Below are 24,340 nucleotides of genomic sequence, written 5' to 3'. Positions count from 1 at the left end.
CGGCCGCCGCGGCGCGATGAAAGCACTCGTCGCCGTCGAGCACTCGATCATCGTGGCCATCTGGCACATGCTCACCACCCGCACGCCCTACCACGACCTCGGCGGCCAGTACTTCGCCCAGCTCAACCCCGAGCGCACCGCGCAGCGCGCCATCACCCAGCTCAACCAGCTCGGCTACAGCGTCACGCTCAACCCGATCGAACCCGCGGCCTGAGCGGCCACCACCCATCCCGGCAGCGCATCACGCGCCGCCGGGACCGCAACCATGCCCACACCCACCTGACCTGACCCTATGAGGGCCGGGCCCCCTTCCGTGCTCAGCCCGGCGGTGCTTATCGTCCGGGTACACACGAGATCGGGAAGGAGGCCCGACAATGTCTGTCTACGTCGGGATCGACGTGCACCGCAAGCGGTCGCAGATCGCGGTGCTGGACGAGGAGGGCGCGGTCCGGATCAACCGGAACGTGTCCAACGGGGTGGGGACGGTGCTCGGGGTGATCGGGGACCTGCCGATCGGCACCCCGGTCGCCTTCGAGGCCGCCTACGGCTGGGGCTGGCTGGTCGAGATGCTGGAGGACTACGGCTACCAGCCGCACCTGGTCCACCCACTGCGGTGCAAGGCGATCGCCTCCGCGAGGCTGAAGAACGACAAGGTCGATGCCGCGACGCTGGGCCGGCTGCTGCGCGCGGACCTGCTGCCGGAGGCCTGGATCGCGCCACTGGACGTGCGGCAGCAGCGGGCCCTGCTGCGGCACCGCTTCCAGCTGGTGCGGCTGCGGACGCTGCTGCGCAACCGCATCCACGCGGTGCTCGCGGACGGGGGCCATGACCGGGCCGGCGGGTTCGCCACCGCGCCGGGGCGGGCCTGGCTCGCCGCGCTCGACCTGCCGGACGCCTCCCGCCGGGTGGTGGACGACCTCCTCATGCTGATCGACGCCATTCAGGTCCCCATCGACGCCCTGGACGCGCAACTGGCCGCGCACGCCCGCGGCGACCCCCGAGTCAAGACCCTCACCGCACTGCCCGGGGTCGGCACCCTCACCGCGCTGGTCATCATCGCCGAGGTCGGCGACGTCACCCGGTTCCCCTCGGCGCGCAAGCTCGCCTCGTGGACCGGACTCACCCCGACCGTCCGCGCCTCGGATCTCACCGTCCACCACGGGCACATCTCCAAGCAGGGCGACACCTGGCTGCGCTGGATCATGTGCGAGGCCGCCCAGACCGCGAAGCGGCACCCCGACTTCGCCGACACCTACCAGGCCATCGCGGCCCGCCGCGGCAAGAAGATCGCCACCACCGCCATCGCCCGCAAGCTCCTCACCCGCGCCTACCACCTGCTCCAGGCCGCCGAGCACGACCACCCGCGCGGCCGGAAGCGAGCCACGCGATGACACTTTCCCGCACTGGTCGCCCGCAAGCCCCGGGGCGCGCTCGCATCTACCCCATGAGACGGCCCTGCCGCGCTCGATGACCTGACTGAGCAGCCCCGACCCCCGCACCACGGTCATGGCGCCGGCCCACGCCGGCCAGACGCCGAATGGGTGGATGTGAACCCTCACGCCGACCGCATACACGGGAACCACTACGCGAACGACCACCACCGCCCGAACACAACTTCACGCTCCCTCAGTCGGCAAGTCTGCGACGCCGCTCGTCGGGCTCCAGCTCGTTCGTCCTCGCCCGCTCGTTCCTCACAGGGCTCCGGGCGCTCCAACTGGACCCCCTCCCACGCGTCATCGCTCATGCCGCGACCAAGAGGGGAGCGGTATCCACCACGCGACCTCGACACCGGCCACCGAAAAACCCGAGGTCACACCCCAACGCGTGCTTGACAGGCTCGGCCTTCATGGGTGGGCTTATTTACGCGTCAGAAGGCACTTTCGCTTTTCCGATCATGATCCGGACGCGACCCCAGATGAAACGCGCAGGCTAACTTCATGGCCTTGCCCTTTAGCGGCTCGGGGACCAATCCGGCGGCGGGCCTGCCGCAACGCGGCAGCCGACGGATCGCCGCCGACCGCCTACAAACCGGCGACCAGGGAAGACCACACCCCTCGATACCCCTCGCGGGGGAAAAGCGCCATCGCCAGGACGAAGTACACCACCACCCGTGACGGCAGCTTGCGGACCGCTTCTCGACCCGCCCCGTCGCCTGCAGCACCTCGTCGACCAGATCCGGCAGGACAAGCTGGGTCAACTCTCCAAGATGCTCAGCCGCAAAGACACTTCGACCGGACTCGACACATGCTGGCATGCCAGACTGGACGGAGGCGGAGCGGGTGGTGCCAACGGCGGGCGCGGGACCTCGCTCGGTGTGGCGGGCCGGGCTCGACACCGCCATCCTCGCGACGGACTACCAGCGGATCATGGAGATCGTCGTGGATCAGCGCTAGGGTGGACTGCCAGCAGCTCGCCTCGGCGCTCGGCCTGGAGCCGGCACCCGTGAAGGTCGAGGCCGTGCGGCCGAAGGCCCAGCGCCTGGCCGCATAAGGCTGGTTGGCGGAGGAGAGACCAGGGGTATTCAACGGCGTCGGCGGGCGAGGCAGCGGCTCATAACCATGCTCATCGACATCACGCCTCGAACCTCAGTAACGCGACGAGGCCGATTTTGTGGGACGGAGGTTCTCCCCGCCTTGGGCGGGCACTGCTGGGCCGGTGGCGTCGGCGTCGTCGGCCAGCAGCAGTTCGGCCAGCATGACTGCCTCGATGGCGTTGGGGGCTGTCTCGAACAGTGCTCCCTTGCCCTGGCCGGCGAAGCCGGAGCGCTGGAGCGAGTCGATCACGGCGACCACGGGGGCCCAGAACTCCTCGTCGACGAGGATGAGCGGCTTCGGAGTGACATCGAGGCAGTTGAGGGTCAGCACCTCGAAGACCTCGTCGAGGGTGCCGTAGCCGCCGGGCAGCGCCAGGAAGGCGTCGGCGTGGGCGACCATGCGGCGCTTGCGTTCAAACATGTCGTCAGTGAGGTGCAGGACCTGGTCCGGTGCCGCGATGGCCAGCTCACGCTCGTACAGGAAGCGAGGGGTGTAACCGGCGAGGGCTGCCCCGTTGCGGGAGGCTGCCCAGGCCACCTCGCCCATCAGGCCGGAGCCGCCTGCCCCGTAGACCAGGGCGTGGCCGCGTTGTCCGATGAGCGAGCCGACCTGGCGGGCGAGCTCGGCGGCTTCCGGGGCGGCGCCGGGCCTGGCTCCGCAGAAGACGCAGATGTTCAGCGCTCGTGGTGCGGCGCCGTCGGGCCGTGTCGTGGTGGTGGTCATGCGCGTCCTGCTCTCCCGGGGTGCGTTCCCGCCGGCCGCCCCCTCCGACGTGTGGTGGACGTTCCATGGTCACGCCGCACGGCTGCGGTCACGCAGAGCTCTAAGGGCGGACGTTGGGGCAGCGGTCCGGTCGGTTCCGGGATGCTGGCCCGCGCCAGACGCACGCGAGGCGCCGGTGACGGAAGCGGATCAACGGGTCACGCGCCCGCCCCGGCGGGCGGCTTGTCAGCACGATTCGCACGACGGTCGCTTCGAGTGCCGGTGGGGCTCGGCGGCGGGGCTCAGGCTCCGGGCGGCTCGTCCCCGGCGGGCAGTTCCGCGACGGTCAGCAGCTGACGCAGGCAGCCCTCGAGTTCGTCCCGCTGGCCGGGCGTGAGCCCTTTGAAGATCATGGAGTCGGCGCCGCTCGCGATCTCGATCAGGGCGGGTACCAGTTCGCGCCCCTCGTGGCTGAGGACCACGCCCGCCGGTTCCTGCGCGGGGTCGGCGGGCGCGCCATCCAGCAGCCCGCGGGCGGTCAGCTGCTCGATGCGCATCCGGACCCGCTCGGGGTCGGCGCTCAGGCGTTCGGCGAGTTCGCCGACGGTGGGCCTGTCCGCGTAGTGGATCGCGAGCAGCACGCCCCATTCGCCGAGGGCGAGGCCGTGGCGGGCGAGCTCCTGGTTGAAGTAGGAGCGCAGCTCCTCGGTGAGGAGGCTGAGCCAGGCTCCGGGGGACGTTGGTCTGTGTGGCACCGGACCACGATCTGTGAATAGACAATTAATGTCAAGGAGGACTATTGAGGTTCGCCTAGCATCTCGGGAGGTACCGACGATCTTAAAGTCGGCCACAGGATCCACTCATGATCAACATGCCAGACTCGGCGCATGAAAGGCCCCCTCCTCCCCGCACTGGCACTGCTGCTGGCTGCCTCCCTCTCCGGTTGCGCCGGTGCCGCCACCGCACACACTGGTGACAGCAGTTCCGTAGCCGGTATGTCCGCCACCAGCACGGTCGCGCCCAAGGACCGGGGTGCCCCGCTGGCACTGTCCGGCCGGGACCTCGACGGCGCGCACCTGGACCTCGCGGGGTTCCGCGGGAAGGTCGTCGTCCTGAATGTCTGGGGTTCCTGGTGCGGCCCGTGCCGGGCCGAGGCAGGTGACCTGGAAGCGGTCTTCACGGCAGAGCGGGCCAAGGGCGTGCAGTTCGTCGGCATCAACACCCGTGACCTGGATGTCTCCGCGGCCAAGGCCTTCGTCCGGTCCGCTTCGCTGAGCTACCCCAACCTCTACGACCCCCAGGGGTCGCTGCTCCTACGCTTCCCCGCCGGCAGCATCAACCCCCAGGCCATCCCGTCCACGCTGATCCTGGACCGGCAGGGCCGGATCGCGGTCCGCGCCCTGCAGCCCGTGACCCGGGCGCAGCTCGAGTCACTGCTCGGCCCTGTTCTCCAGGAAGCGTCCTGACCCGCGGCCGGACCCCGCACCACCGCCCGATCTCCTGCGACTGAAAGGAGGGCGGCATCTCCCGCCGCCCCCGCGCCGGCGGCCGAGGCCGCGCACCTATGAACGGCAACACCACCGTGCTCAGCGGCGCCCTGATCCTGGCCATCCCGGTGGCCCTGTTCGGCGGCCTGGTCTCCTTCTTCTCCCCCTGCGTCCTGCCCCTGGTGCCCGGCTACCTCTCCTATGTGACCGGATTCTCGGCCGTGGACCTGGCCGAGGCCGAAGGCCGCCGACGCGGCCGGATCCTCGCCGGGTCGGCGTTGTTCGTCACCGGGTTCACCGCGGTCTTCGTCTCCGAGGGCGCCCTGTTCGGCTACTTCGGGGCGCAGCTGCTCTCCCACCAGCAGGTGATCAACCAGGTGACCGGCGGGCTGACCGTGCTGCTCGGCCTGGCGTTCATGGGCATACTGCCCGGCTTCACCCAGCGCGAGGTGCGCAGCCACCGCAAGCCGGTTGTCGGCCTGCTCGGCGCCCCGGTCCTGGGGGTGGTCTTCGGGGTCGGCTGGACCCCCTGCATCGGCCCCACTTTGGCGGCCGTCAACTTCCTCGCCAGCCAGCAGGCGAGCGCGGGACGCGGCGCCCTGCTCACCGTTTTCTACTGCGTCGGGCTCGGGTTGCCCTTCATCGCCGCCGCGCTGGCCTTCCGGAAGGTGCTCGGTGCGTTCGGCTGGGTCAAGCGCCACTACCAGCTGGTCATGCGCCTGGGCGGGGGCATGCTGGTCGCCGTCGGCATCCTGCTGCTCACCGGCGTCTGGACGCACCTGGTCTACCAGCTGCAGGTGTGGACGTCCGGCTTCTCCACGGGCGTGTGACCGCGCCGGGACCACTCCCGAAGAGCCACCCCGCGCAGGGCGGGGCCGTCGCGTCGAAGCGGCTGCCCTGCCCTGGCATGCCCGTCGGTGTGCGCCAGCAATGGGAGGGGTCGGCGCCATCGTGGCGGAAGCCGTATGCGACAGCCGGCCCGTCGTAGCCGCAGGCCCGCCACCTCCAAGGCCACCAAACCTGGTGCGGGGCTGCGGACCGGCAGGGGCTGCGACACCCCCTTGCGTGCCGAGTTCCTCACCGCCGCCGTTGGAACGTTGGGGCAGGCATCGCTGCCCTCAGAGGTTCCTCTCGCCCTCGTCCGGCACGGGGGCGGGAGGGCCAGCATTCGGCGCATGGGTGTTCTTCTGGTTCTGAATGAAGTCGAGCTCACCGCCGACCCCGGCGGTGAGGTGACGCTCGAGCTGCAGTTGCGCAACACCGGGGCCGTGGTCGACCAGTTCACGCTCGAACTGGTCGGCGACGCCACCGAATGGGCCGAGATCACGCCCAAGATCGTGAACCTCTTCCCGGACAGCGAGAGCACGGCGCAGCTCGTGTTCAAGCCGCCGAAGAGTTCCGACGTGCTCGCGGGCGAGGTCCCTTTCGCGGTGCGGGCCCTGTCCCGCGAGGATCCGGAGGGATCAGTCGTCGAGGAAGGAACCGTGACGGTCCAGCCGTTCACGGAGATCACCGCCGAGATCGTTCCGCACGGCTCGCGCGGCGCCTTCCGGGGACGCCACAAGCTCGCTGTCGACAACCGGAGCAACATCCCCGTCCCTGTCGATGTCCGGCTGCTGGATGCCAAGAACGAGCTGGATCTCAAGATCCGCCCCGCCTCCCAGGTGCTGGTGCCCGGCACGGCAACGCTCTTCCCGCTAAAGGCGATCCCCAAGAAGCGCTTCCTGCGTGGCACTCAGAAGACCCTGCCCTTCCAGGCCCTGGTCACCGGAGAAGGCTTCGAGCCCGTCACGGCGGACGCCGCGATGGTCCAGGAGCAGATCCTTCCCAAGTGGCTGCCCAAGACACTCGCAGCCCTGTTCGCCCTTGCGGTCACCTTGGGCATCCTGTGGGTGACGGTGCTGAAGCCCGTCCTGAAGACGGAGGCACAGAACGCGGCCCAGCAGCAAACCAGCAATCTCACCGCCGGTGTCAGCGCCGCCCAGAGCCAGGCCGCGGCCGCCAACTCACAGGCGGCCAAGGCCAACACCAGCGTGAACGACACCAACAAGCAGCTGGAGGCCAAGGGCCTCATCACTCCCCCTCCCGGAGCCCCCAAGCCGACCTCCGGCTCCGTCCCCACCCCGACGCCCACGAACGCGGGAACGGGTCCACAGCCGGGCGCGAATCCGCAGCCGAGCACGAATCCGCAAACGGGGCCAACACCGGCTCCGGGGGGCGGCCCAACGTCCAACCCCTCGCCGGCAACGAACCAGGCCAGCGTCGCGCTCCAGGGTGACGCGCCCCCGAACTCCTCCGGGCAGTACACGTACTTCACGACGGACCCCCAGAGCGCCCCCTGGGTGATCAGCGACGTGCTGATCAGCAACGCCGCCGGGGACCAGGGCTTCGTGCAGTTGCAGATCAACCACGGAGGCCAGGTCACCAATTTCACCCCGGTCCTGACCCTCAATCTCGCCGATTTCGTCACTCAGGACGAGCACTTCGTGCAGCCGATCGCCGTCCACCCCGGCGACACCGTCAGCTTCGGCGTCGACTGCACCAACACCGCGAAGTCCTGCCGGCCTCTGGCCTACCTCTCCACCGGCGTGCAATAGCCGCAGCCGCGCGGGGAGGGTTCCCGCTCGGCTTCCCCGGGCGACACGTCCCGCTTGCACCCAGGACTGCCTGAAGCGGCACCGATCCGGGGGCGGCATCCACCAGACTCGGAGCGACTCCCCTGCCAGATGCGGAACCTAGCGCTCCACTCTTGGAGGACCCGACCGATGCGCTTCAACCAGCAGCCGCTCCAACGCCAATCCCCGCCCCCCCGCGCCAAGCACAGGAGCGGGGTCCGGCGAGGGCGCACATCCAAGTCCTCCTGGCGCAAGGCCAGCGCCATTACTCTGGCCATGGGTGTCACCGGCGTGATCATGTGGCCACTGCTCTCGCTGTCCTCCGCAGCAGAACCCCCCAAGCCGACGGCATTGGGCGCTGACGGAGGCACGGTCCCCTCCTATCTGCCGCTTCCTCCCGGAAGCACCCCGCAGTCGTCGGCGGTCCAGCCGAACGGGTCCTCGACCGCCTATCCCTTCATCGGCGTCTCCGGGCCGTCCTTTCCCACCGGCGCGCTCGGCACGGCCGGCATACCGGGCGTCTCGACCCCGTCATCCACGTCGGCATCCGCGTCAGCGTCAGGCTCTCCCCAGCCAACGGGCGTCGTCGGTATCCCCTCGATCGTGCTGCAGGCCTACGAGCGCGCCGCGACCACGATCGCGGGCGCCGATCCGGCCTGCCACCTGACCTGGCAGGATCTGGCGGGTATCGGCAAGATCGAGTCCGACCACGCCGGCAACGGACAGGTGACCGCTGACGGCACCGCCAGCCCGCCGATCCTCGGCCCGGTCTTGGACGGCTCCAACGGCAACGCGGCGATCCCCGACACCGACCAGGGCCGCTGGGACGGCGACACCACATGGGACCGCGCCGTGGGTCCCATGCAGTTCATCCCCTCCACCTGGGTCACCTGGGCAGCCACCGACCGGCCAGGAGTCACCGCACCGGACCCGGAGAACGTCTTCGACGCCTCGCTGGCGTCCGGCCACTACCTCTGCTCCTCAGGCGGCGATCTGGGCACGCAACAGGGCCTGGACGCAGCCATCATGAGCTACAACCACTCCAGCGCCTACGTCTCGGCGGTCGAGGCTTGGATTACCAGCTACGGCTCCGCGGGATCCGCCCCCTCCTCGTCCAACTCGCCTGCCCCCGTGGCTTCCGCCCCCTCAGCGGGGCAGCAGCCCGTCGCACCCACGGCCAGCGCACCCGCAGCCACAAGTCCGGGCAGCCCGAACAGCACGCCGCAGCCGAAGAACCCCCCACCGACCTCGCACGCGCCGTCCCCCAGCGGATCCACCCCGGCATCCACCCCGGCGTCGGCCCCGAAGTCGACGCCCCCGGCTCCGCCGAGTACGACGGCCGGAAGCACCACCACGCCGCCGCCGTCGACGACGACCGCCCCGGTCACCACCGCGCCCGCCTCATCGACGCCCGCGTCACCGAGCCCCGCGAGCACGACCGTCACCCTCACTGTCTCCCCCACCGGCTCCGCCACCGCCGGCGCACCGGTCACGCTCACCGCGAACGTCACCCCAGCGGCTGGCGGGTCCGTCACCTTCACCGACACCACGACCGGCACCACCCTCGGGACCGCGACCGTAACGAGCGGCGCCGCCTCACTCACCGTCACCACCCTGGCCCAGGGCGCCCACAGCCTGACGGCCTCCTTCACGCCGACCGGCACCACCGCCTACACGGCCTCCCTCTCCGCGCCGGTACCCCTCACCATCACCGCCGACCCGTCCGCCAGCCCAGCCGGCAGCGGCACCGGCACAGCTCCGTCCGCCACGACGGCGACCACCACGCCAAGCACCGCACCCAGCACCCCGTAGACCGGAGCCGGACCGGCCCGTCCCCTGCGCCACCGGAGTAAGCTGCCGAGGGCCGGGGCCCACGTCGCCCCGGCTCTTCCTCTTTGGGCACTTCGGCCAGCCGGACCAGGCCATGGGGCCTGCTCGGCACGCGGGCCGGCGCAGAACAGAGCGAACAGGGTGCCGACGACGTCGTGCGCCCAGCCGGAGACGGGCCGACCGGTCAGAAGAGCCAGACGGCGCCGCTGACACCGGTCGCGACGTCGAACCGCATCGCGCTCATCGCTCCGGCGCCGGGGTTCGCGGGGGTCCGGCCCGAAGGACGCTGCCGAGGGTGCGCGTCATTGTGATCTCGATGACGACCCGGTCCGGATTGGGGCGTGGGGTGCGATACCGCAGGACGTAACGTGCTTCGGCGTCGGTGATCGACTCCGTGTCACAGCGCAGAGTCGCTACGCCCTCCAGTGTCATCCAGCGCCCGCCGTCCACCTCGCAGAGGGAGACTCGTGCGCCCTCTCCACCGGCGGCGGCGATTACTCCAGTGGCGGTTCGCTATCTTCGCTGGTCAGGCGGCTGTTGGTGAGTCTAGTGGGCTGGTGGTTGCTCGGCTGGGCATTCGCGTGGGCCACCAGCCAAACGAGCGGTTTGCCTCGTGCACCGTGGCGGTCGTGGGCAGGCTGCCCGAGCGATGGTTGATGTGTCGGTGCTGCCCCCGAAGAACGCGTCTTCGCCACCAAGAGCGAGCTGGCCCGACCGATGATCCTGCGAGCTGTGGCCTCCCAGCTGCCCGTCGCCTGGGTGACCGCGGACAGCGCCTACGGGCAGGAGTGGCGGTTCCGGCGCTTCCTGGAGGAGACCGGGCGCGGCTACGTCCTGGCGGTGCCCAAGTCCCAGCACGTCCACCTGGCCGGACGCATCGACTACCTCTTCACTCAGGCACCTGACCAGGCCTGGGAGACGTTCTCGTGCGGTGGCGGAGCGAAGGGACCGCGCGAGTACGACTGGGCAGCCCTCCAACTCGCGGCCATCCCGGACTTCGACGGAGAGCAACCCACCCACCCGCGCTGGGCGCTGGCCCGGCGAAGCCTGTCACGGCCGGAGGAGATCGCCTACGACCTGGCCTACGCGCCCACCGGCTCCACCGTCGCCAAGCTCGTCCAGGTAGCCGGACGCCGGTGGGCTATCGAGGTGAGTCAACCTCAATGCACACATGAGCGTCAGTCAGTGGTCGGCGTGTCGTCGGCCGGTGGGTTCTGCGAGTAACGGCGGGTGTGCCAGCCGGGCGGCCTGGCCCGGCGTTCGCGCAGTGCGGCCAGTTCGCCGGGGCCGGCGTGGAGGATCCATCGGCGGGGCGGCCTGGACTCGCGGCGACCGCGGACCCAGCCTCTGGCGGCCCAGCTTCGCAAGGTGATCGCGGGCATGTCGAGCTCGGCGGCGAGGTCGTCCAGCCACCACTCGTCCTGCCCCGGGGCTTCCCCGGGCGGGGAGACGGGGCGGCGGCGCCGCTTGGCTGGGAAGCCGAGCTGGTCCAGGAGCCGGTCGACGGCACGAGTGCTGATCTTGTCGTGTCCCTTGGCGGCGCGGAAGCCCTCGGAGGCCAGGCGCTTGGTGATGGCTCCGGCGCGGTGTCCCTGCTGGGCCAGCTCCCGGGTGCGGTGCAGGAGTTGAGGGTAGTAGCTGAGCTGTTCCAGGCGGGCGACCGCACGGGTGGCGGTGCCGGTGGTGGTCTGTCCTCCGGCCCAGGTGATGGTGCAGGTCACCTGCTCGCTGTCGCCGATGATGGCGAGGTGGACCTTCTCCACGACGGCGCGGATGATCTCCTTGCGGTCGGCGATGGTGGTGGTGTCGCCGTGCCACAGTGCCGGGAGGTCGGCGGCGCGGGCGGTGATCTGCGCGCGCTCGGCGGGGGTGAGCGTGGGCGGCCGGGTGGCGGTGAAGCGGGCGTAGTCCTCGCTCAGCTGCTGCTGGGCGGCGAGGGCTTGCTCCCAGTCGTGTTCGAGTTGGCGCACGACCAGGCGGTTCTCGGGTTCGGCCAGGCGGTAGCGGCGGGCGGCGCGGTCGACGTCGATGTCTGCCCGCTCCAGGCGCTGGCGCCAGATGCGGTCCACGCGGTCGCGGTCGGCTTCGATCTGCTCGGCGGCGTGCAGGGAGACCTCGGTGGCGGTGGGCTCGAGCGCGGCCAGGACCTGTTCGGTGACGTGGGCGTCGATGCCGGTGCCGGCCATGGCCTGGCACAGTCGTCCGCCGTAGTCGGTCAGTTCGCGGGCGCAGGCGTAGTCGGCTTGACGCTGTCCTTCGCGGACGTGGTAGCGCACGTTCATGCGTCTGCTGCAGCGGCCGCAGTAGACCAGCCCGGACAGCAGTGCGGTGCCTTGGCGGGCGGTGCCGGTGGTGTTGGCCCTGCTCGCGTTGGCGGCCAGGCGTGCCAGGTTGTCCCGCCAGGTCTGCTCGCTGATGTAGGCGGGGAGTGCGCCGGGGATCATGACGATCCACTGGTCGGGGTCCACGACGACTTTGCCGGTGCCCGGGTGGCCCGGGACTTTGCGGCGCGGGTCGACCCGGCGTCGTCCGTAGGCGTAGATCCCCGCGTAGATCGGGCTGTGGAGCATCCACTGCAAGGTGGTCCGGTTGGGGCGCCAGTGGACCACTTCGCCCCTGTCCGGACCGGACCGGGACCGCATCGGCAGGTCGATTCCGCCCGCCACGAGGTAGCGCAGGACGCCGTTGAGGGTGCCCAGCTCGGCGAAGGTGTCGAAGATCAGCCGCACGGTGGAGCGGATCTGCTCGTCGGGGTCCAGCGCCGGCTCGCCGGAGGGGCGCCGGACGTGTCCCATGGGTAGCGCGAAGCCGATCTCGCCGCGGCGGGCCTTGCTGACCTTCCCGGCCTGCATGCGCTGCTTGATCAGGTGGAGTTCGGCCTCGCTCATCGTGCCCTTGAGTCCCAGCAGCATCCGGTCGTTGACGTCGCCGGGGTCGTAGACGCCGTCGGTGTCCGCCAGCAGGGCACCCGAGAGCGCACACAGCTCCAGCAGTTGGTAGAAGTTGCTCGGCTGGGCATTCGCGTGGGCCATCAGCCAAACGAGCGTTGGTGGCGCGTTCCTTCCGGGCGGTCGGGCAGTGGGCCGCCGCAGCCCCGCAGCACGCCCTGTCCCGGCTCGGCGCGGGCCGTCGGCGTTCTCGGCGTGTGCCTCGCGTCCAGTACCTCGACGATCCGCCGGGTCATCGGCACCGTCTGCCCAGGTGGCCCGGCAGACCTCACCCGGCGGCGACCCGCTCGCGGCGGACACCCTCGCGGTCGACGGCAACAGCAGCCGCGGCTCGCGGCACGGTGATCCGCCCGCCGCCCACCTGCTCGCCGCGATGACCGGCGCCGGGCGAACCGTGACGCGGTTACGGGTGCCGGACAAGACGAATGAGTCCTTGCATCCGGCTTCCGGACGTTGGCGTCGCCGTGAAAATGGAGTGGGGTGGCCGCTTGCCCGACGCTGCTGATCTTTGGGCTGGTGGCCCGTAATGAGTCTGGTGCCGGGAGTCGCTTCCGAGGGGCTGGGCACTGGTGCTTCGAGCACGCGGGTTAGATTCTCGTCTTCCCTCCATGGCTCCCCGGGCGGTCATCACCGCGTCAGCGGCGATGAGGGGAACAGGTGATGGCTGCAGAGGAGTTGGAGCTCGAATCCGAGCTGGTGGAACGGGTCGCGGCAATCGACATAGCCAAGGCGAGCGGCATGGTCTGCACGCGGGTGCCCCACGCGACGCGTCCTGAGCGCCGGGTGCAGGAGGCCTGGAACGTCGCCTCGACGACCGAGGCGATCATGGAGCTGGGCCAGGCACTTGTCGCGCTGGGCGTCACCCGGGTCGTCATGGAGGCGACCGGCGTGTATTGGCGGCCGTTCTTCTTCCTCCTGGAGTCCTGCGGGCTGGAGTGCCGGCTTGTCAACGCCCGCGACGTGAAGAACGTCCCGGGACGCCCGAAGACGGACAAGCTCGACGCGATCTGGCTGGCGAAGCTCGCCGAGTGGGGCATGCTCCGTGCATCCTTCGTCCCCGAGCGACCCATCCGCCGACTGCGGGACCTCACCCGGCTGCGTGCCGCACTCTCCCAGGAACGCACCCGACACAAGCACCGGGTGGAGAAGCTGCTCGAGGACGCGCACATCAAGCTCTCCTCGGTCGCCACCAACCTGTTCGGACTCTCGGCACGGAACATGCTGGACGCCATGGTCGCCGGCGAGCGGTCCCCTGAGCGCCTGGCCGACCTGGCCCAGGGCAAGCTCAAAGCCAAGCACGCTGCGCTGGTCGCAGCGTTCAACGGCCGGTTCGACGAACACCACGCCTATGTATTGGGCACCCTGCTTGGGGCGATCGACCACGTGCAGAGCCAGATCGACGACCTGACACGGCACATCGAGACGTCTCTAACACAGCTGTCAGGGCCACAGGCGGACCTCGACGCCAAGAGGCCAGCTTCGGTCGGTGGCGCTCTCACTCCGGCGGAGCGGCTGGACGAGATCCCGGGCATCGGCGCGATCACCGCGCAGATCATCCTCGCGGAGATCGGACTCGACATGAGCGTCTTCCCCACTCCGGGCCACCTGGTCTCGTGGGCGAAGCTCTCACCGCGCACCATCCAGTCGGCAGGAAAGACCTTCCCGGGCGGCACCGGTCAGGGCAACCCCTGGCTCAAGGCCGTTCTCGGTGAAGCGGCAATGGCAGCCGCACGCACCGACACCTTCCTCGGGGCCCGCTACAAACGACCCGTCAGACGCCGAGGGCACGGCAAGGCCCTGGTTGCGGTGGCACGATCCATGCTCGTCATCGTCTGGCACCTCCTCGGGCGATCCCCAAGCCCGCTTCCACGACCTCGGGGCCGACTACCACCAGCGCCTGACGGACAAGGCCACCCGCACCCGCGGGCTCATCCGCCAGTTGGAAGCCCTCGGGCACGACGTCACCATCAGTCCGCGCACGGCGGCCGACTGAGACCCACTGCCACACGGGGCCCCGGCGAAGCCAGCAGGGCCGCCGCGCGATGGCATGGCCCTACTTTCGGGTTAGATCACCCGCTTCGCGACTCTCCTCGCGCCGTTCGACCTGGAAGGGGGCCGTCGTGACCGCGGATACGCTGCACACCCAGCGCGCGCACACCCGGTTCCTGGTCGAGGAGAAAAAGGCCCATCACGTGCCCGTGGCCAAGGCCAACCAGCCCGCTGTGCACCGCACGCTGCGGCAACCACCCTGGAGAGAGGTCACCGCCCGGCACCACCCGCGCGGCACCGGGCACGATCGCCGCGCGACCTGGGTGACCCGCATACTCACCGTCACCGACCTCGGCCCGGACCTCCCCACGCCGCCCAGACCGCGAAGATCACCCGCCACCGCGCCGACCTCAAGACCGGGAAACGAACCCGGCAGACCCCGGTCACATCACCACCGCATTCGAACGCCTTCAGACCCTGCCGAACCCCGGCTGACCAGCAATGACACACCACCCCGACGAGCCATCCACACCCGGACCCGTGGAACCCGGGCGCCCACCCGACGCGACAGCCGGGCCGCGACCACGCCCACCGCTGGCTTGAACAACCGAAACGGCCCGCCGAACGAACCGACGGACCGTCACGAAAGATCGAGGCCAAACGGGGCATCAGTCGCAATCCGAATCGTCCCCCTGGGGAATGGAGCTGTCCTCGCTGTCGGTGTCCTCCGGATACCATATGCTATTCCACAAGCTCACCAACCGGGGATGTTTATCCATGGCCCGCTGTCGGACACTTGGTTCACATTGCATCCCGCCCGTGCCCCGCACATAGAACTCGGTTGTTACGGATTGGCGGCTCTGGGGCTGATTATCCAGTTCCCACTCTATCGCCTTTCCAACACCTTCATTGTCAGTGCAAAACTCAAAGAAACGCATCTCATCTTTATTGCTATCTTCATATAGTGCTTCGGCCTCATAGAGCCGCTGGGACACTTGGAACTCCTTGTACGATTGAAGAAGAAGCCGTGTCTTCTCTGGCATTTCCCAGAATTGCCCATTAAAGAAATCAACTTTCGAGGGCGTACCCCTCACATACTCCACCATCTGATCGAGGTATTGGACTGTCACCTCACTCAGCTCCACGTTCGTTATTTTATTCGGGTCATCCGTGACTATACGCTGATCGAGAGGAGAGTCCCCACTGGTTCCCCTGCAGCAGATCAACCGCAATTCACCCGGTTTATTCTGCAGATAGTGAAACACTCCGCCGCAGCTGTGCCACGGCGCCTTGCATCCGTCCGGGCCAGGGTTTAGACAGAGCCTCACCCCTGCAGCTCCGCCAAGCGGAACCCAGTCACCGCCCATGGTCTGAATTTCCGTGCCAGATCCGGCAGATCCCGCAAGACGCCTGAACTCTGGTTCACTCAAGGGCTTCAGGGTGCGGTTCTCAATCTCCCCACCGGAAGGTATCGTCTCCCGCTGACATTCCGCCAACTGCCCTTTGAGCGTGAGCCTGGTCAGCGACATCATGGCTGCCGTCTGGTCCACTTTCATACCAAAGTCGGTGAAGCAGGTAATAGAGAGGCCAGCCGGAACGAATGTTTTTTCACCATCAACCGGGTATGCCGAGCTATGTGCTGCGAAATAATAGACCATTTCTCTCGCCTTAGCTGAATAAAATAAGGAGACATGAATATTTGCGTCGCCCAGTTTTCTTAAAACCCATTTCGAACTCTAGCACCTGAAATGCATTTGCATGACATGCTCAGGGAAGTCTTCAGGGCAATGGTTTTAGTGCGCAAGGACATGTGACGCCTGACATTTGTCTCGTCCGGATGCAGGGCTGATTCATAGTCAATGTTGGGACATAGGGCTGCGGGCAGCCTGTCAGGATCGACGCGCTATTTGTGACCATCTCGTGAGTGTTCGAAGGCCTGTCGCCCGGGCGCGCTGCATGCGGCGCCGTGACCGCCCGCGCAGTAGCCCGTGGCGCCAGACGGCGGCAGAACCCCGTTCCCCTTCCCTGAGCTGCCCCTGCGCAAGAGCCTGCTCGGCCACTTCGGCGGAGAAGGTGTTGGAGGCGCTGGGCACGTGACCCCTGCCCGGATGAGAGACCGGCACAGGGCGTGCCGGTCTGTGGATGAGCGCGGAAGCAGAGCAGCCGCGCGCCGGGGTGTGACCCGTCCGTCCCGCCCGGCCGCAGGACTCGGGGGCGAGCTCTTGGCGGCGGGGTGGTCACGTCACGGGCTTACGCGGTCTTCGCGGCATGCTCCCTGATCGCCCCGTCCGCTTCCTCCAGGCCGATGTCGAGGTTGAAGTCGGCCCAGGCGCGCAGTTGGACGTCCTCCGGGGTGAGGGTGTGGCCGGGGCCGTAGAGGTGGCGGGAGTAGGCGGTGGCCCAGTCCACGGCGTTGGCGAGGGCCTGCTCGCGCGTGGCACGCACGCGCGCCGCGGCGTTGCGGCCGGAGCGTCCGCGGGACAGGCGGGCAACCATGCCAAGCCCGGAGAGGATCCGTGGCCGTCGGACTTCAGCAGCCGTGGCGACAGGGTGCTCGAGCATGGGCGCTCCCGGGTGCTGGGGTGACGCCGACCGGTACGTCCGGCGGCGGAGGGCCGGGCTGCGGGGCCGCGGCCCTGCGACGAGGGTCACGCCGGCGTGCGGGGGGACGGCTGCCCTATGGGGAAGCGAGTCGGGCAGGTACCAAGGGCCGGGCGACGCCGCGGTGCAACGGGTGCCGCTGTCCCGCTACCGCTCGGAGCGGCCGCGGCGCAGGCGCCGGGCCCCGGCGGCGGCGCGTGCGCGGCGTCGGCCCGGGGCGGGTGTGGCCAGGCCCAGGGAGAGGGCGATCCTGGCGCCGCCCAGTTCGCTCCGGGTGATGTGCAGGTCGCCGCCGGTGGCGGCCGCGGCTCGCAGTGCGATGTCCAGGCCGAGTCCGGTGGATCCCCGGCTGGTCCCGCGGGCGAGCGCGGCCTCCGCGTCGGCGATGCCCGGGCCGGCGTCGTCGACGGTCAGCAGCACGGTGTGCGCGGTGCGGGCGACCTCGATCAGGAACGCGGTTCCGTGGGGCGTATGCCGGAAGACATTGCCGATCATCGCGTCGACCACGGCGGCGAGGTCGTCCTCGGGGAGAGCCACGGGGGTGGGTTCGCAGGTGATGAGGACCTGGCAGGGCCGGTCCTGGTGGCCGGCGAGGGTCGACCAGAAGCCGGCCCGGTGCCGGATGACCTCGGCGGCCTGACTGACCGGGGCTTGCGGGGTCGTCGCTGCGGCAGCGACGGGCGCGTTCCTGACGTCCTGGAAGGCGCGTCCCATGGCGCTGGTGGCCAGGGGGGTGCGGGCTGCGGCGATGATCGCGTTGAGTTCGGTCTCGAGCTGGCGGACGGCGGTGGTGACCCGCTGGGCGTCGGTGCTGGAGCCCATGCGTTCGGCCGTCAGGTGCAGCGCGGTCATGGGTGTGCGCAGTCGGTGGGAGAGGTCCGCGACCAGTTCGCGCTCGATCGCGAGCAGTTCGACGATGCGGTCCGCCATGGCGTTGAACGCGAGTGCGGCGCGCCTGAGTTCGGGGGGTCCGATGGGTTCGACGCGGGTGGCCAGGTCGCCGGTGCCCAGGTGGTCGGCAGCGGTGGAGAGGCGGCGGGTGGAGCGGACGACCTGGGCGCCGAGGCGGTCGGCGACGAGCATCGAGCCGGCGATGAGGCCGAGGGCGAGGAGCGCCATGATGCCCCAGGATTCGGTGACTCCGCTGCTCAGCTGTGCCGAGGAGATGTACTCCTCGATGACGGCGACGCGGTCCTGGGGCAGCACGACGGGCTGGAGGTAGACCCATCCGCCGGGGATGTTCTGGGTGATGGACTCGCGCTCCTGTGCTGCGCGGGTCAGGAGCGTGTCGGGGGCGTGGCTGGGCCCGAGTTGCCTGCCGTCGGGGAGACGGACGCCGAGGGTGCCGTCGGAGTCGAGTCCGTCCATGGCGGTGGTCAGCTGGCCGCTGTCGGTGGTCAGGGCGAGTACGGGTGCCAGGGCCGCTGCCCGTTGTTCCGCCGCGGTGATGCGCTGGCTACGTGCCTGGGTGTCGATCAGCACGCCGAGCGGCAGCAGGAAGGAGAGGGTGATCATCAAGGTGACGGCGAGGGCGACCCAGGCGAGGGTGAGTCTCAATGCGGCGCCACCATCTTGATGCCGACGCCGCGCACGGTCTGCAGGTAGCGTGGCCGGGCACCCTGCTCCCCCAGTTTGCGGCGCAGCGCGGACAGGTGGACGTCGATGGTCTGGTCGTCCACGTAGGAGTCGCGCCAGACCTCGGCGAGGATCCGGCGCTTGGACACGACCTGGTTGGTGTGCTGCGCCAGGAACGCGAGGAGGTCGAACTCGCGGCGTGTCAGTCTTATTTCCGCGCCGTCGAGGTGGACGCTGCGTGCCTGGGGGTCGATGCGAAGGCCCGCGATGACGAGGGGTTCGGAGCGGGCGAGGGGCGCCTCGTGCAGGCCAGAGGCTTGCGGCTCGGCTGCGAGTGCGCCCCCGAAACGCCGCAGGACCGCGTTGAGGCGGGCGGCGAGTTGCCCGCCGGAGAAGGGCTTGACCAGGTAGTCGTCCGCGCCCGCGTCGAGGAGCCGGATGATCTCACCGTCGTCGTCGCGCGCGGTGGCGACGATGACGGGCACCCGGGAGATTCCGCGGATCATTCGCAGCGCGTCGCTGCCGTCGAGGTCGGGCAGCCCGAGATCGAGCACGACGGCGTCGATGGTGTGCTGGGTGATCTCGCGCAGGGCCCCGAACCCCTCGCCGACGCTGCGTACGGCGTGGCCATGCTCGGTGAGCACGTCGATCAGGGAGGCGCGTATCGCGGGGTCGTCTTCGACGACGAGGACGCTTGCCATGGGGAACACCGTAACGGATGGGGGATGATGCCCCGGTGCCTCGTCTTCTTCGCTACAGCCTGCTTTGGCTGGTGTGTACCGCTCTCGCCGTGACGGTCGGTTTCATGGCCGTCGGTTTCGTCGTGCAGAGCACCACGCATGTGCCTCCCACCGCCCAGGCGGGGGATGCGGTCGCCGCTTCTGCCTCCGCGCCGCCCCCGGCCAGTGCTTCGGCCTCCCCCACGGCCGCCAGGACCGCCCGTTCCTCTGCCTCGCTCGCGGGGTCGGGTCACGGTCATGCGACCACGTCAGGCGCGGCGCAGATGCCGCAGGCACCCCGGTCGGGCGGGTCCGGGTGCCAGGGCGGCGTTGGTGCGCACACCATCAACTCGCAGGGCGGGCAGGCATCGGTGCGCTTTGGAACCAGCGCCGTGTGCCTGATCTCCGCGGTGCCGGCGCCGGGTTTCACCGCGCGGACCCAGCAGTCCGACCCGGGAACCTTGGTGATCACGTTCTGCGGGAGTGGCCATCGCTCTCAGATCACGGCCCATCTGTCTCCGGATCCGGGGTCCATGACGCGGGAGACTACGTGGAGTAACACTGCTGCGTCCCTGTGCTGATGTCATCTGGGCTGCGCCGCAAGGGAACCCGTGGCGCGGCTGAGTGCTCTCTTAGGCATGTCTAAAGACGCGTCAGCAGGCGTTTTCTGAGGCGCTGGCTCGCCTATGCTCGCTGCTGCCCGCCCGGTCCGCGCCTGGCTGACCAGCCAAGTCGCTGCGCTCGTCGCCGTTCGAGCGCCCGGGGGACGCATCTTGGGCAGCGCGCCCTACCGAACGATTCATCGAGGTGACATGAGCATGCGCACTTCCACGCCGGCCCGCCGTCTGGCGCTCGCGGCGTTCGCCGCCGTGACGGCGGCGAGCCTGGCAGCTTGCGGCCCCACGGGCACGAAGGCGGCCGGTCAGCCGACCGTTCCCGCCGTCCCCGCCGGCAACGTCGCCTCCCCCACGACGGGCGACCTTTCGACGGCGACCAACACCTCGCAGGCCTCCGCGCCGGCGTCCGCCAAGCCCGCCGCTCCCTCCTCGAAGCCGAAGAAGCCCAGCGGGGGTTCGCACACGGGCAGCGGCGGAGGTTCCGGCTCGGGCGGCTCGGGCGGCTCCAGCACGGGTGGCGGCTCCGGCTCAGGCGGTTCCGGTTCCCAGGTGAACGTGCCGTCGGGCAGCGCCTCCCAGGCGGTCCAGGACGCCTTCCGTCAGGCGAAGGCCGACGGGAAGAGCGTGCTGCTGGACTTCGGCACCGCCAGCTGCTTCAACTGCCGCACGATCGACGCCCTGTACAAGAAATCCTCGATCAAGTCGGAGATCAGCGGGCACTACCACCTCGTGGTGATGGACATCAACGCCAACATGTCGTTGCTGCAGAAGTACGACAACAGCGGCAGCTACGGACTGCCGGTCATGCTCGTGGTCACCCCCCAGGGCACCGTCCGGGTCAACACCAACAAGTCCAGCCTTCCGAAGCTCAGCGAGAGCGGTTTCCTAAGCTGGCTCCAGCAGTGGGCCGACTGACAGCCGACCGACGGTCAACTTTCTTCCTTTGGACGGTACTTGGATCGCCGTGGCGCCGGTTCGGGCCTGCGCGGCTCCGGGTCGGTCCCCTCGGGCCGCCGAGTGTCGCGTTGAGCCCGCCGCCCTGGCAGGGCCAGCCGTCGGTGCGCGTCAGCACCTGAGTGCGCCGGCGGCGCCTGTGCAGGCGGGCGGCCACCGAAGCCGGGCCGGCGCTGCTGCCTAGGGAGAGGCACAGCCCGGTCGGCGTGACGTCGCTCCCCGCGCATGTGGGGCGGCGTCGCGTCGCCGTTCCCGCCTCGTATCCCGTGCCGGCGCCGCGGGACGCGGCTGGGGCGAGACCCGCGGTGGACGACTGCGTGGCATCGTCGGAGCGACCACGCGCCGGGGCGACGACCTCGAAGACGGCGACGTAGGCATGGCCGCTGCCGTCGGGCAACGGCCACAGGTCCAGTTCGTCGGCGAGCGCCTGCGCGGCTTCCAGGCCACGCGCGCCGGCGCCGGCAGGGTCGGCCCACTCGGCGGTGCCGGCCGCGCGAACCGCGACGGCAACGCCGTCGCCGGTGCCGTTGATCTCCAGAAAGAGCGGGCCCGCGCCGTGACGCACCGCGCTGGCGATCAGCTCGTCCAGGACGAGGCCGACGGTGTGCACGAGTGCGTCCGCGCCCAGACCCCAGATCACCAGCTGCCGCCCGATCGTGTCCCGGGCCGCGTCGCGCCCTGCGTCCGGATCGGGCAGGTACCAGGTGAGCGCCACGCCCAGCACTCCGCACATCGGTGGCAGCGGCCACAGCAACTCCTGTGCTGAGCGCGGTGCGCCGGTCGCGTACTCACTGGTCATGGGGATCCTTGTCGGGTGCTTCGGGGATCTGCTCTTGTTCCCAGTTGACGTCATAGGGGGTGGGCTCCGGATCGGGGAGAGGCCCTAGGCGTGTCCCCAGTACTGGGGAGGAGCCGACCCCAGGGTTCCTGTGGGGCCCGCCGTTCCAGGCATCGCGGGCGTTCGGGTTCAACTTGCTGTTATCCGGAACGGCATCGTGGGCAGAAGCTCCCAATCTTTCTCATCCGGGGCACGCTCGAGCCAGATCCGGTAGGTCACGCTCACGGGGTACGGCACGCGGAAGGTCACCCAGGTGAGGGCGTCGTCGTTCTCTTTGATGCGGATCGCGACAGCAGCGGGTTGCCCGGGCGGGTCGTCGCGGCGGCTGGCCTGGAGGTTGCCGCCTACTTCAGAAGAGACAAAGACAGGCTGGCCATTTGCCCACAGCTGGATGCAGCACACGGCTTCGTTCCGGAGAACCCCGGGGTGGAAGTGGAAGGTGATGGCCTCGGGCACGTACTCCCCGTCGCCGTCGACGAGTGGATAGGGGATGGTTCCGCTCAAGTCATTGGCGTTGAGAGGGACGATCTCCCAACCCGAGATTCCCGCGTAGCTGCTGTCGTCCTTCAATGCTGTGACGTTCACGCTCATGCGCCGATGGTCGGGGAGCATCACCCCCCGACGCTCTCACCTCTGGCCGCACAGGCAGGCAGCGGGGCGGGGCCAAAAGGGCAATAAAGATCAACTCCACGCCCAGCACCCCGTAACCATGGTCACATCAACTCTTGCCTTGACAATTATTGGTGGGCCCTGGATATTGCTTGTAAATCGCAGGCAAATCCGAGCAAGCAGGACCGCCGCGTAAGCCAAGCACGAGAGGGCAGACCCTTGGCGCAAGCACTTTCCCTGACACTCACGGCCAACGTGGTCCTCTCCTCCTCGTGGGAGCTCCCGATCCGCACCGTGCTGACCTACCGCGCTGACGACCCCTACGCGGTCTCCCTCGCCTTCGAGGACTGGGACGGCCAGGAGATCGTCTGGGTGATCTCGCGGGAACTCCTCTCCGAAGGCGTGCTCGTGGCGAGCGGCATCGGGGACGTCCGGATCTGGCCCGCGAAGCGGGGCAGGGTCACCAAGCTCTGCCTCAGCCTGAAGTCGCCCGAAGCAGACGTGGTGCTCGCCACTTCACGGACGAAGGTCCTGAACTGGCTCCGCGAGACCGAGAAACTGGTCCCGACAGGAACGGAGTCCGAGCACCTGGATCTCGACGCGGGGCTGATGGCCCTCATGAGCGAGTGAACGCCGCGACAGGAACGCGCCCCCAGCCCCGATATCCGACACCCCCCAAGATTGCGAGACCCGTGAACCCCGATATCCCCTCCCCGGAGAGCAGCGAGCAGCCCTACGGCGCCGATCCGCTCGCCGACTACGCCGCGGAGAATCCCGTCCCTGACGTTGAGGCCTACGCCGCCGCCTACTACGTGGGCGCAGAGCGGGCGCGGCACTCCGCACCGTTCGCGCGGCTCCTGCTCGACGGCTGCAGCCGCGAAGTCGCCGACCTGTTCGTCGACGACTTCGCGGCCCGGTATGCCGCCATCTACGTGATGGCTTTTCCCGCCTCAGGCGCCGGCTGACTCCGTCCCGGCGAGCACCGTGCGGATGCAGTCGACGAGCAGAGTGCGCTGCTCCTCAGCGAGCGAGTCGAAGAAGTAGGCCTCGTTCTCCTCGGCAATCTGCGCCAGACGCGGGACGAGCTTGCTGCCCGTCCCGGTGAGCGCGAGGAGCATGCTGCGGCGGGAGGCCGGGTCCGGGTTGCGGACCATGAGCCCCTTCAGGACCAGCCGGTCGACCAGCCGGGACACCGCGCTGGCATCGATCCCGAGGAAGCGTGCGACGTCACCCGTGGTGACGGCATCCCCTCGGTCGATGGTGGACATCACCTTCCACTGGGCGACGGTCACACCCTGCTTCGCGAGCTCGCGCTCGAACCGCCCGTCCACCTCGTCCGACAGCCGTCGCAGCCAGTAGCCGAGGTGAGCCCGCAGGCCGTTCGATGTCTCAAGCATTCCCCCACTATAGGTTGTCGTTGTTAACTGTTGTCAAAGCACCTCCGATCGCCAATCGCGCTGAGTCACTGTTTTCAGCGTTGCCTCTCGAGGGTGAGCACTGCCTTCGCGGCTGACGTGAGTCGGCTGGGGCTGCAACGGGCGTGTCGGAAGATCCGCCAGCGCTTGACGGTGCCGACGCCGTTCCACTGGGCAGCGCAGTCGAGCGTGGGCCTTGTTCAGCGACCTCTCCTTGGCGGTGAGCTCCTGCTTGGGTCGGCGATGGATCGGCACGGCGAGGCCTGGACCGGCTCCGGTTTAGGCGAGGTCGGTGAGCGCGGGGGTCTTCAGCCGGGTACAGGTCGTGATGATGCGGTGCCTGCGGGCGGCGGTGAGGTCGTGGGCGCGACCGGGCAGGGGTCGGGATACCCAGAGCAGGTTGCCTTCGGGACCGGTGACAACCCGTAGGTTCACGGTGGCGGCGGTGCTTGCCGCTGTAGTCGACGCGGCCGTCGCCAACCCGGTCGCACGGCGCGAGGGTGCCGTCAACCAGGACGTACTCGCTGTCCGCCTCGCGCAGGGCCTGGGTCAGGCCTGGTGCGCGGCGGGCGAGCAGAGCGATCACTTGGTGGACGTAGGCGTGGGCGGTGCCGACGCTGATGCCGAAGCCGGCCGCGAGCTGGGAAAGGGTGTCGTGCTTGCGCAGGTACACCAGAGCGACGATCGCGCGCTGCGCCGGCCGAAGCTTGCACCGGCGGTCACCTTCACGGGTGACTATCAGCATGGTGACCCACTCCACCAGGGCATGGGGCACGTCGAGTGCGGCAGGATGAACGACCAACGAGGCTCTCCAGCGATCGAGTTGAGACGTCAGACATCTCACTCAACGCCGGGGAGCCTCGCTCGTTTCGCTGCCGGTCGGCTCAGTGCCACCGCCACCCGTTTG

General features: G+C 69.2%; 22 protein-coding genes and 2 pseudogenes. 12 read left to right on the top strand and 12 right to left on the bottom strand.

Going from position 1 to position 24,340, the window contains the following annotated elements; translation table 11 throughout:
• The first annotated feature begins 16 nt into the window (after nt 1–16).
• Nucleotides 17–214 (top strand): hypothetical protein, encoded by a 198-nt coding sequence (locus BS83_RS01560; RefSeq protein WP_051942374.1) that lies wholly within the window; start codon nt 17–19, stop codon nt 212–214.
• Nucleotides 215–374: 160 nt separating this feature from the next.
• Nucleotides 375–1,391 (top strand): IS110 family RNA-guided transposase, encoded by a 1,017-nt coding sequence (locus BS83_RS01555; protein WP_051942372.1) that lies wholly within the window; start codon nt 375–377, stop codon nt 1,389–1,391.
• A gap of 630 nt (nt 1,392–2,021) precedes the next feature.
• Here BS83_RS01555 and BS83_RS43210 read toward each other — a convergent pair.
• Entirely contained in the window at nt 2,022–2,084 is a 63-nt protein-coding gene (locus tag BS83_RS43210) for a hypothetical protein (protein WP_332262304.1), read from the bottom strand.
• 168 nt (nt 2,085–2,252) lie between these two features.
• On the opposite strand from BS83_RS43210, the gene BS83_RS44850 reads away from it, so the two are divergent.
• A complete protein-coding gene (locus BS83_RS44850) occupies nt 2,253–2,393 on the top strand; it encodes a hypothetical protein (protein ID WP_157596728.1) in 141 nt (46 codons plus the stop codon).
• A gap of 192 nt (nt 2,394–2,585) precedes the next feature.
• On the opposite strand, the gene BS83_RS01550 is transcribed toward BS83_RS44850, so the two are convergent.
• Nucleotides 2,586–3,257 carry an LOG family protein gene (locus BS83_RS01550; RefSeq protein WP_051942371.1) on the bottom strand — a complete coding sequence of 224 codons (672 nt, stop codon included), beginning with the start codon at nt 3,255–3,257 and terminating at the stop codon, nt 2,586–2,588.
• Between the two features lie 281 nt (nt 3,258–3,538).
• Complete coding sequence (locus tag BS83_RS01545; RefSeq protein WP_037599846.1) at nt 3,539–3,991, bottom strand: MarR family winged helix-turn-helix transcriptional regulator; 453 nt, start codon at nt 3,989–3,991, stop codon at nt 3,539–3,541.
• A gap of 240 nt (nt 3,992–4,231) precedes the next feature.
• On the opposite strand from BS83_RS01545, the gene BS83_RS01540 reads away from it, so the two are divergent.
• The 5 genes and pseudogenes from BS83_RS01540 to BS83_RS01520 all read left to right on the top strand — a co-directional run.
• Nucleotides 4,232–4,702 carry a TlpA family protein disulfide reductase gene (locus BS83_RS01540; RefSeq protein WP_232247985.1) on the top strand — a complete coding sequence of 157 codons (471 nt, stop codon included), beginning with the start codon at nt 4,232–4,234 and terminating at the stop codon, nt 4,700–4,702.
• Between the two features lie 98 nt (nt 4,703–4,800).
• Nucleotides 4,801–5,553, top strand: coding sequence for a cytochrome c biogenesis CcdA family protein (locus BS83_RS01535; RefSeq protein ID WP_037599844.1), 753 nt, complete (start codon nt 4,801–4,803; stop codon nt 5,551–5,553).
• Between the two features lie 345 nt (nt 5,554–5,898).
• Nucleotides 5,899–7,320 carry a COG1470 family protein gene (locus tag BS83_RS01530; RefSeq protein WP_037599842.1) on the top strand — a complete coding sequence of 474 codons (1,422 nt, stop codon included), beginning with the start codon at nt 5,899–5,901 and terminating at the stop codon, nt 7,318–7,320.
• A 294-nt stretch (nt 7,321–7,614) separates the two neighbouring features.
• Entirely contained in the window at nt 7,615–9,150 is a 1,536-nt protein-coding gene (locus tag BS83_RS01525; protein WP_157596726.1) for an Ig-like domain repeat protein, read from the top strand.
• 690 nt (nt 9,151–9,840) lie between these two features.
• Nucleotides 9,841–10,317: pseudogene (locus tag BS83_RS01520) on the top strand (transposase); the annotation flags it as partial.
• 29 nt (nt 10,318–10,346) lie between these two features.
• Here BS83_RS01520 and BS83_RS01515 read toward each other — a convergent pair.
• Nucleotides 10,347–12,200 (bottom strand): recombinase family protein, encoded by a 1,854-nt coding sequence (locus tag BS83_RS01515; RefSeq protein ID WP_051942363.1) that lies wholly within the window; start codon nt 12,198–12,200, stop codon nt 10,347–10,349.
• Nucleotides 12,201–12,776: 576 nt separating this feature from the next.
• Here BS83_RS01515 and BS83_RS01510 point away from each other — a divergent pair.
• Complete coding sequence (locus BS83_RS01510; RefSeq protein ID WP_198035089.1) at nt 12,777–14,240, top strand: IS110 family RNA-guided transposase; 1,464 nt, start codon at nt 12,777–12,779, stop codon at nt 14,238–14,240.
• A 533-nt stretch (nt 14,241–14,773) separates the two neighbouring features.
• Here BS83_RS01510 and BS83_RS44845 read toward each other — a convergent pair.
• From BS83_RS44845 to BS83_RS01495, 4 genes are all read right to left on the bottom strand, one after another.
• Nucleotides 14,774–15,763 carry a hypothetical protein gene (locus tag BS83_RS44845; protein ID WP_157596724.1) on the bottom strand — a complete coding sequence of 330 codons (990 nt, stop codon included), beginning with the start codon at nt 15,761–15,763 and terminating at the stop codon, nt 14,774–14,776.
• A gap of 592 nt (nt 15,764–16,355) precedes the next feature.
• Nucleotides 16,356–16,601 carry a hypothetical protein gene (locus BS83_RS01505; protein WP_037599841.1) on the bottom strand — a complete coding sequence of 82 codons (246 nt, stop codon included), beginning with the start codon at nt 16,599–16,601 and terminating at the stop codon, nt 16,356–16,358.
• Nucleotides 16,602–16,853: 252 nt separating this feature from the next.
• On the bottom strand, nt 16,854–18,263 hold the full coding sequence (locus BS83_RS01500; RefSeq protein WP_037599839.1) for a sensor histidine kinase: 1,410 nt from the start codon (nt 18,261–18,263) through the stop codon (nt 16,854–16,856).
• Complete coding sequence (locus BS83_RS01495; protein ID WP_037599837.1) at nt 18,260–18,982, bottom strand: response regulator transcription factor; 723 nt, start codon at nt 18,980–18,982, stop codon at nt 18,260–18,262. The genes BS83_RS01500 and BS83_RS01495 overlap by 4 nt, the downstream gene beginning before the upstream one ends.
• An 836-nt stretch (nt 18,983–19,818) precedes the next feature.
• Between BS83_RS01495 and BS83_RS44840 the strand changes: the two genes are divergently transcribed.
• Nucleotides 19,819–20,532: a thioredoxin family protein gene (locus tag BS83_RS44840; protein WP_157596721.1), complete on the top strand. Its 714-nt coding sequence runs from the start codon at nt 19,819–19,821 to the stop codon at nt 20,530–20,532.
• On the opposite strand, the gene BS83_RS41190 is transcribed toward BS83_RS44840, so the two are convergent.
• The gene (locus BS83_RS41190; RefSeq protein ID WP_051942357.1) at nt 20,486–21,370 is read right to left on the bottom strand and encodes an ATP-binding protein; all 885 of its coding nucleotides are present in this window, start codon (nt 21,368–21,370) and stop codon (nt 20,486–20,488) included. The genes BS83_RS44840 and BS83_RS41190 overlap by 47 nt on opposite strands.
• Nucleotides 21,371–21,538: 168 nt before the next feature.
• Nucleotides 21,539–22,000: a hypothetical protein gene (locus tag BS83_RS01475; protein WP_157596719.1), complete on the bottom strand. Its 462-nt coding sequence runs from the start codon at nt 21,998–22,000 to the stop codon at nt 21,539–21,541.
• A 237-nt stretch (nt 22,001–22,237) separates the two neighbouring features.
• Between BS83_RS01475 and BS83_RS01470 the strand changes: the two genes are divergently transcribed.
• Nucleotides 22,238–22,648, top strand: coding sequence for an SsgA family sporulation/cell division regulator (locus BS83_RS01470; RefSeq protein WP_063774064.1), 411 nt, complete (start codon nt 22,238–22,240; stop codon nt 22,646–22,648).
• A 62-nt stretch (nt 22,649–22,710) separates the two neighbouring features.
• The gene (locus tag BS83_RS01465; RefSeq protein WP_037599832.1) at nt 22,711–22,983 is read left to right on the top strand and encodes a hypothetical protein; all 273 of its coding nucleotides are present in this window, start codon (nt 22,711–22,713) and stop codon (nt 22,981–22,983) included.
• On the opposite strand, the gene BS83_RS01460 is transcribed toward BS83_RS01465, so the two are convergent.
• Both BS83_RS01460 and BS83_RS01455 read right to left on the bottom strand, forming a co-directional pair.
• Nucleotides 22,969–23,415 carry a MarR family winged helix-turn-helix transcriptional regulator gene (locus BS83_RS01460; RefSeq protein ID WP_037599830.1) on the bottom strand — a complete coding sequence of 149 codons (447 nt, stop codon included), beginning with the start codon at nt 23,413–23,415 and terminating at the stop codon, nt 22,969–22,971. The two genes, BS83_RS01465 and BS83_RS01460, sit on opposite strands and share 15 nt — an antisense overlap.
• Nucleotides 23,416–23,489: 74 nt before the next feature.
• Nucleotides 23,490–24,235, bottom strand: a pseudogene (locus tag BS83_RS01455) (transposase family protein).
• Nucleotides 24,236–24,340 lie beyond the last annotated feature (105 nt).

The organism is Streptacidiphilus rugosus AM-16 (assembly GCF_000744655.1).
Classification (GTDB): Bacteria; Actinomycetota; Actinomycetes; order Streptomycetales; family Streptomycetaceae; genus Streptacidiphilus; species Streptacidiphilus rugosus.
The sequence above is the reverse complement of the archived record's forward strand: the minus strand, read 5'-3'. Positions and strand labels throughout refer to the sequence as shown.

Bases quoted from the DNA above. Each gene is read 5' to 3' on its own strand.
- BS83_RS44840 (WP_157596721.1), top strand. From the start codon at position 19,819: ATGCGCACTTCCACGCCGGCCCGCCGTCTGGCGCTCGCGGCGTTCGCC.
- BS83_RS01475 (WP_157596719.1), bottom strand. From the start codon at position 22,000: ATGAGCGTGAACGTCACAGCATTGAAGGACGACAGCAGCTACGCGGGA.
- BS83_RS01560 (WP_051942374.1), top strand. From the start codon at position 17: ATGAAAGCACTCGTCGCCGTCGAGCACTCGATCATCGTGGCCATCTGG.
- BS83_RS01540 (WP_232247985.1), top strand. From the start codon at position 4,232: ATGTCCGCCACCAGCACGGTCGCGCCCAAGGACCGGGGTGCCCCGCTG.
- BS83_RS44850 (WP_157596728.1), top strand. From the start codon at position 2,253: ATGCCAGACTGGACGGAGGCGGAGCGGGTGGTGCCAACGGCGGGCGCG.
- BS83_RS44845 (WP_157596724.1), bottom strand. From the start codon at position 15,763: ATGGTCTATTATTTCGCAGCACATAGCTCGGCATACCCGGTTGATGGT.
- BS83_RS01510 (WP_198035089.1), top strand. From the start codon at position 12,777: ATGGCTGCAGAGGAGTTGGAGCTCGAATCCGAGCTGGTGGAACGGGTC.
- BS83_RS01460 (WP_037599830.1), bottom strand. From the start codon at position 23,415: ATGCTTGAGACATCGAACGGCCTGCGGGCTCACCTCGGCTACTGGCTG.
- BS83_RS01525 (WP_157596726.1), top strand. From the start codon at position 7,615: ATGGGTGTCACCGGCGTGATCATGTGGCCACTGCTCTCGCTGTCCTCC.
- BS83_RS01535 (WP_037599844.1), top strand. From the start codon at position 4,801: ATGAACGGCAACACCACCGTGCTCAGCGGCGCCCTGATCCTGGCCATC.
- BS83_RS01530 (WP_037599842.1), top strand. From the start codon at position 5,899: ATGGGTGTTCTTCTGGTTCTGAATGAAGTCGAGCTCACCGCCGACCCC.
- BS83_RS01555 (WP_051942372.1), top strand. From the start codon at position 375: ATGTCTGTCTACGTCGGGATCGACGTGCACCGCAAGCGGTCGCAGATC.
- BS83_RS01505 (WP_037599841.1), bottom strand. From the start codon at position 16,601: ATGGTTGCCCGCCTGTCCCGCGGACGCTCCGGCCGCAACGCCGCGGCG.
- BS83_RS01495 (WP_037599837.1), bottom strand. From the start codon at position 18,982: ATGGCAAGCGTCCTCGTCGTCGAAGACGACCCCGCGATACGCGCCTCC.
- BS83_RS01515 (WP_051942363.1), bottom strand. From the start codon at position 12,200: ATGGCCCACGCGAATGCCCAGCCGAGCAACTTCTACCAACTGCTGGAG.
- BS83_RS41190 (WP_051942357.1), bottom strand. From the start codon at position 21,370: ATGACCAGTGAGTACGCGACCGGCGCACCGCGCTCAGCACAGGAGTTG.
- BS83_RS01550 (WP_051942371.1), bottom strand. From the start codon at position 3,257: ATGACCACCACCACGACACGGCCCGACGGCGCCGCACCACGAGCGCTG.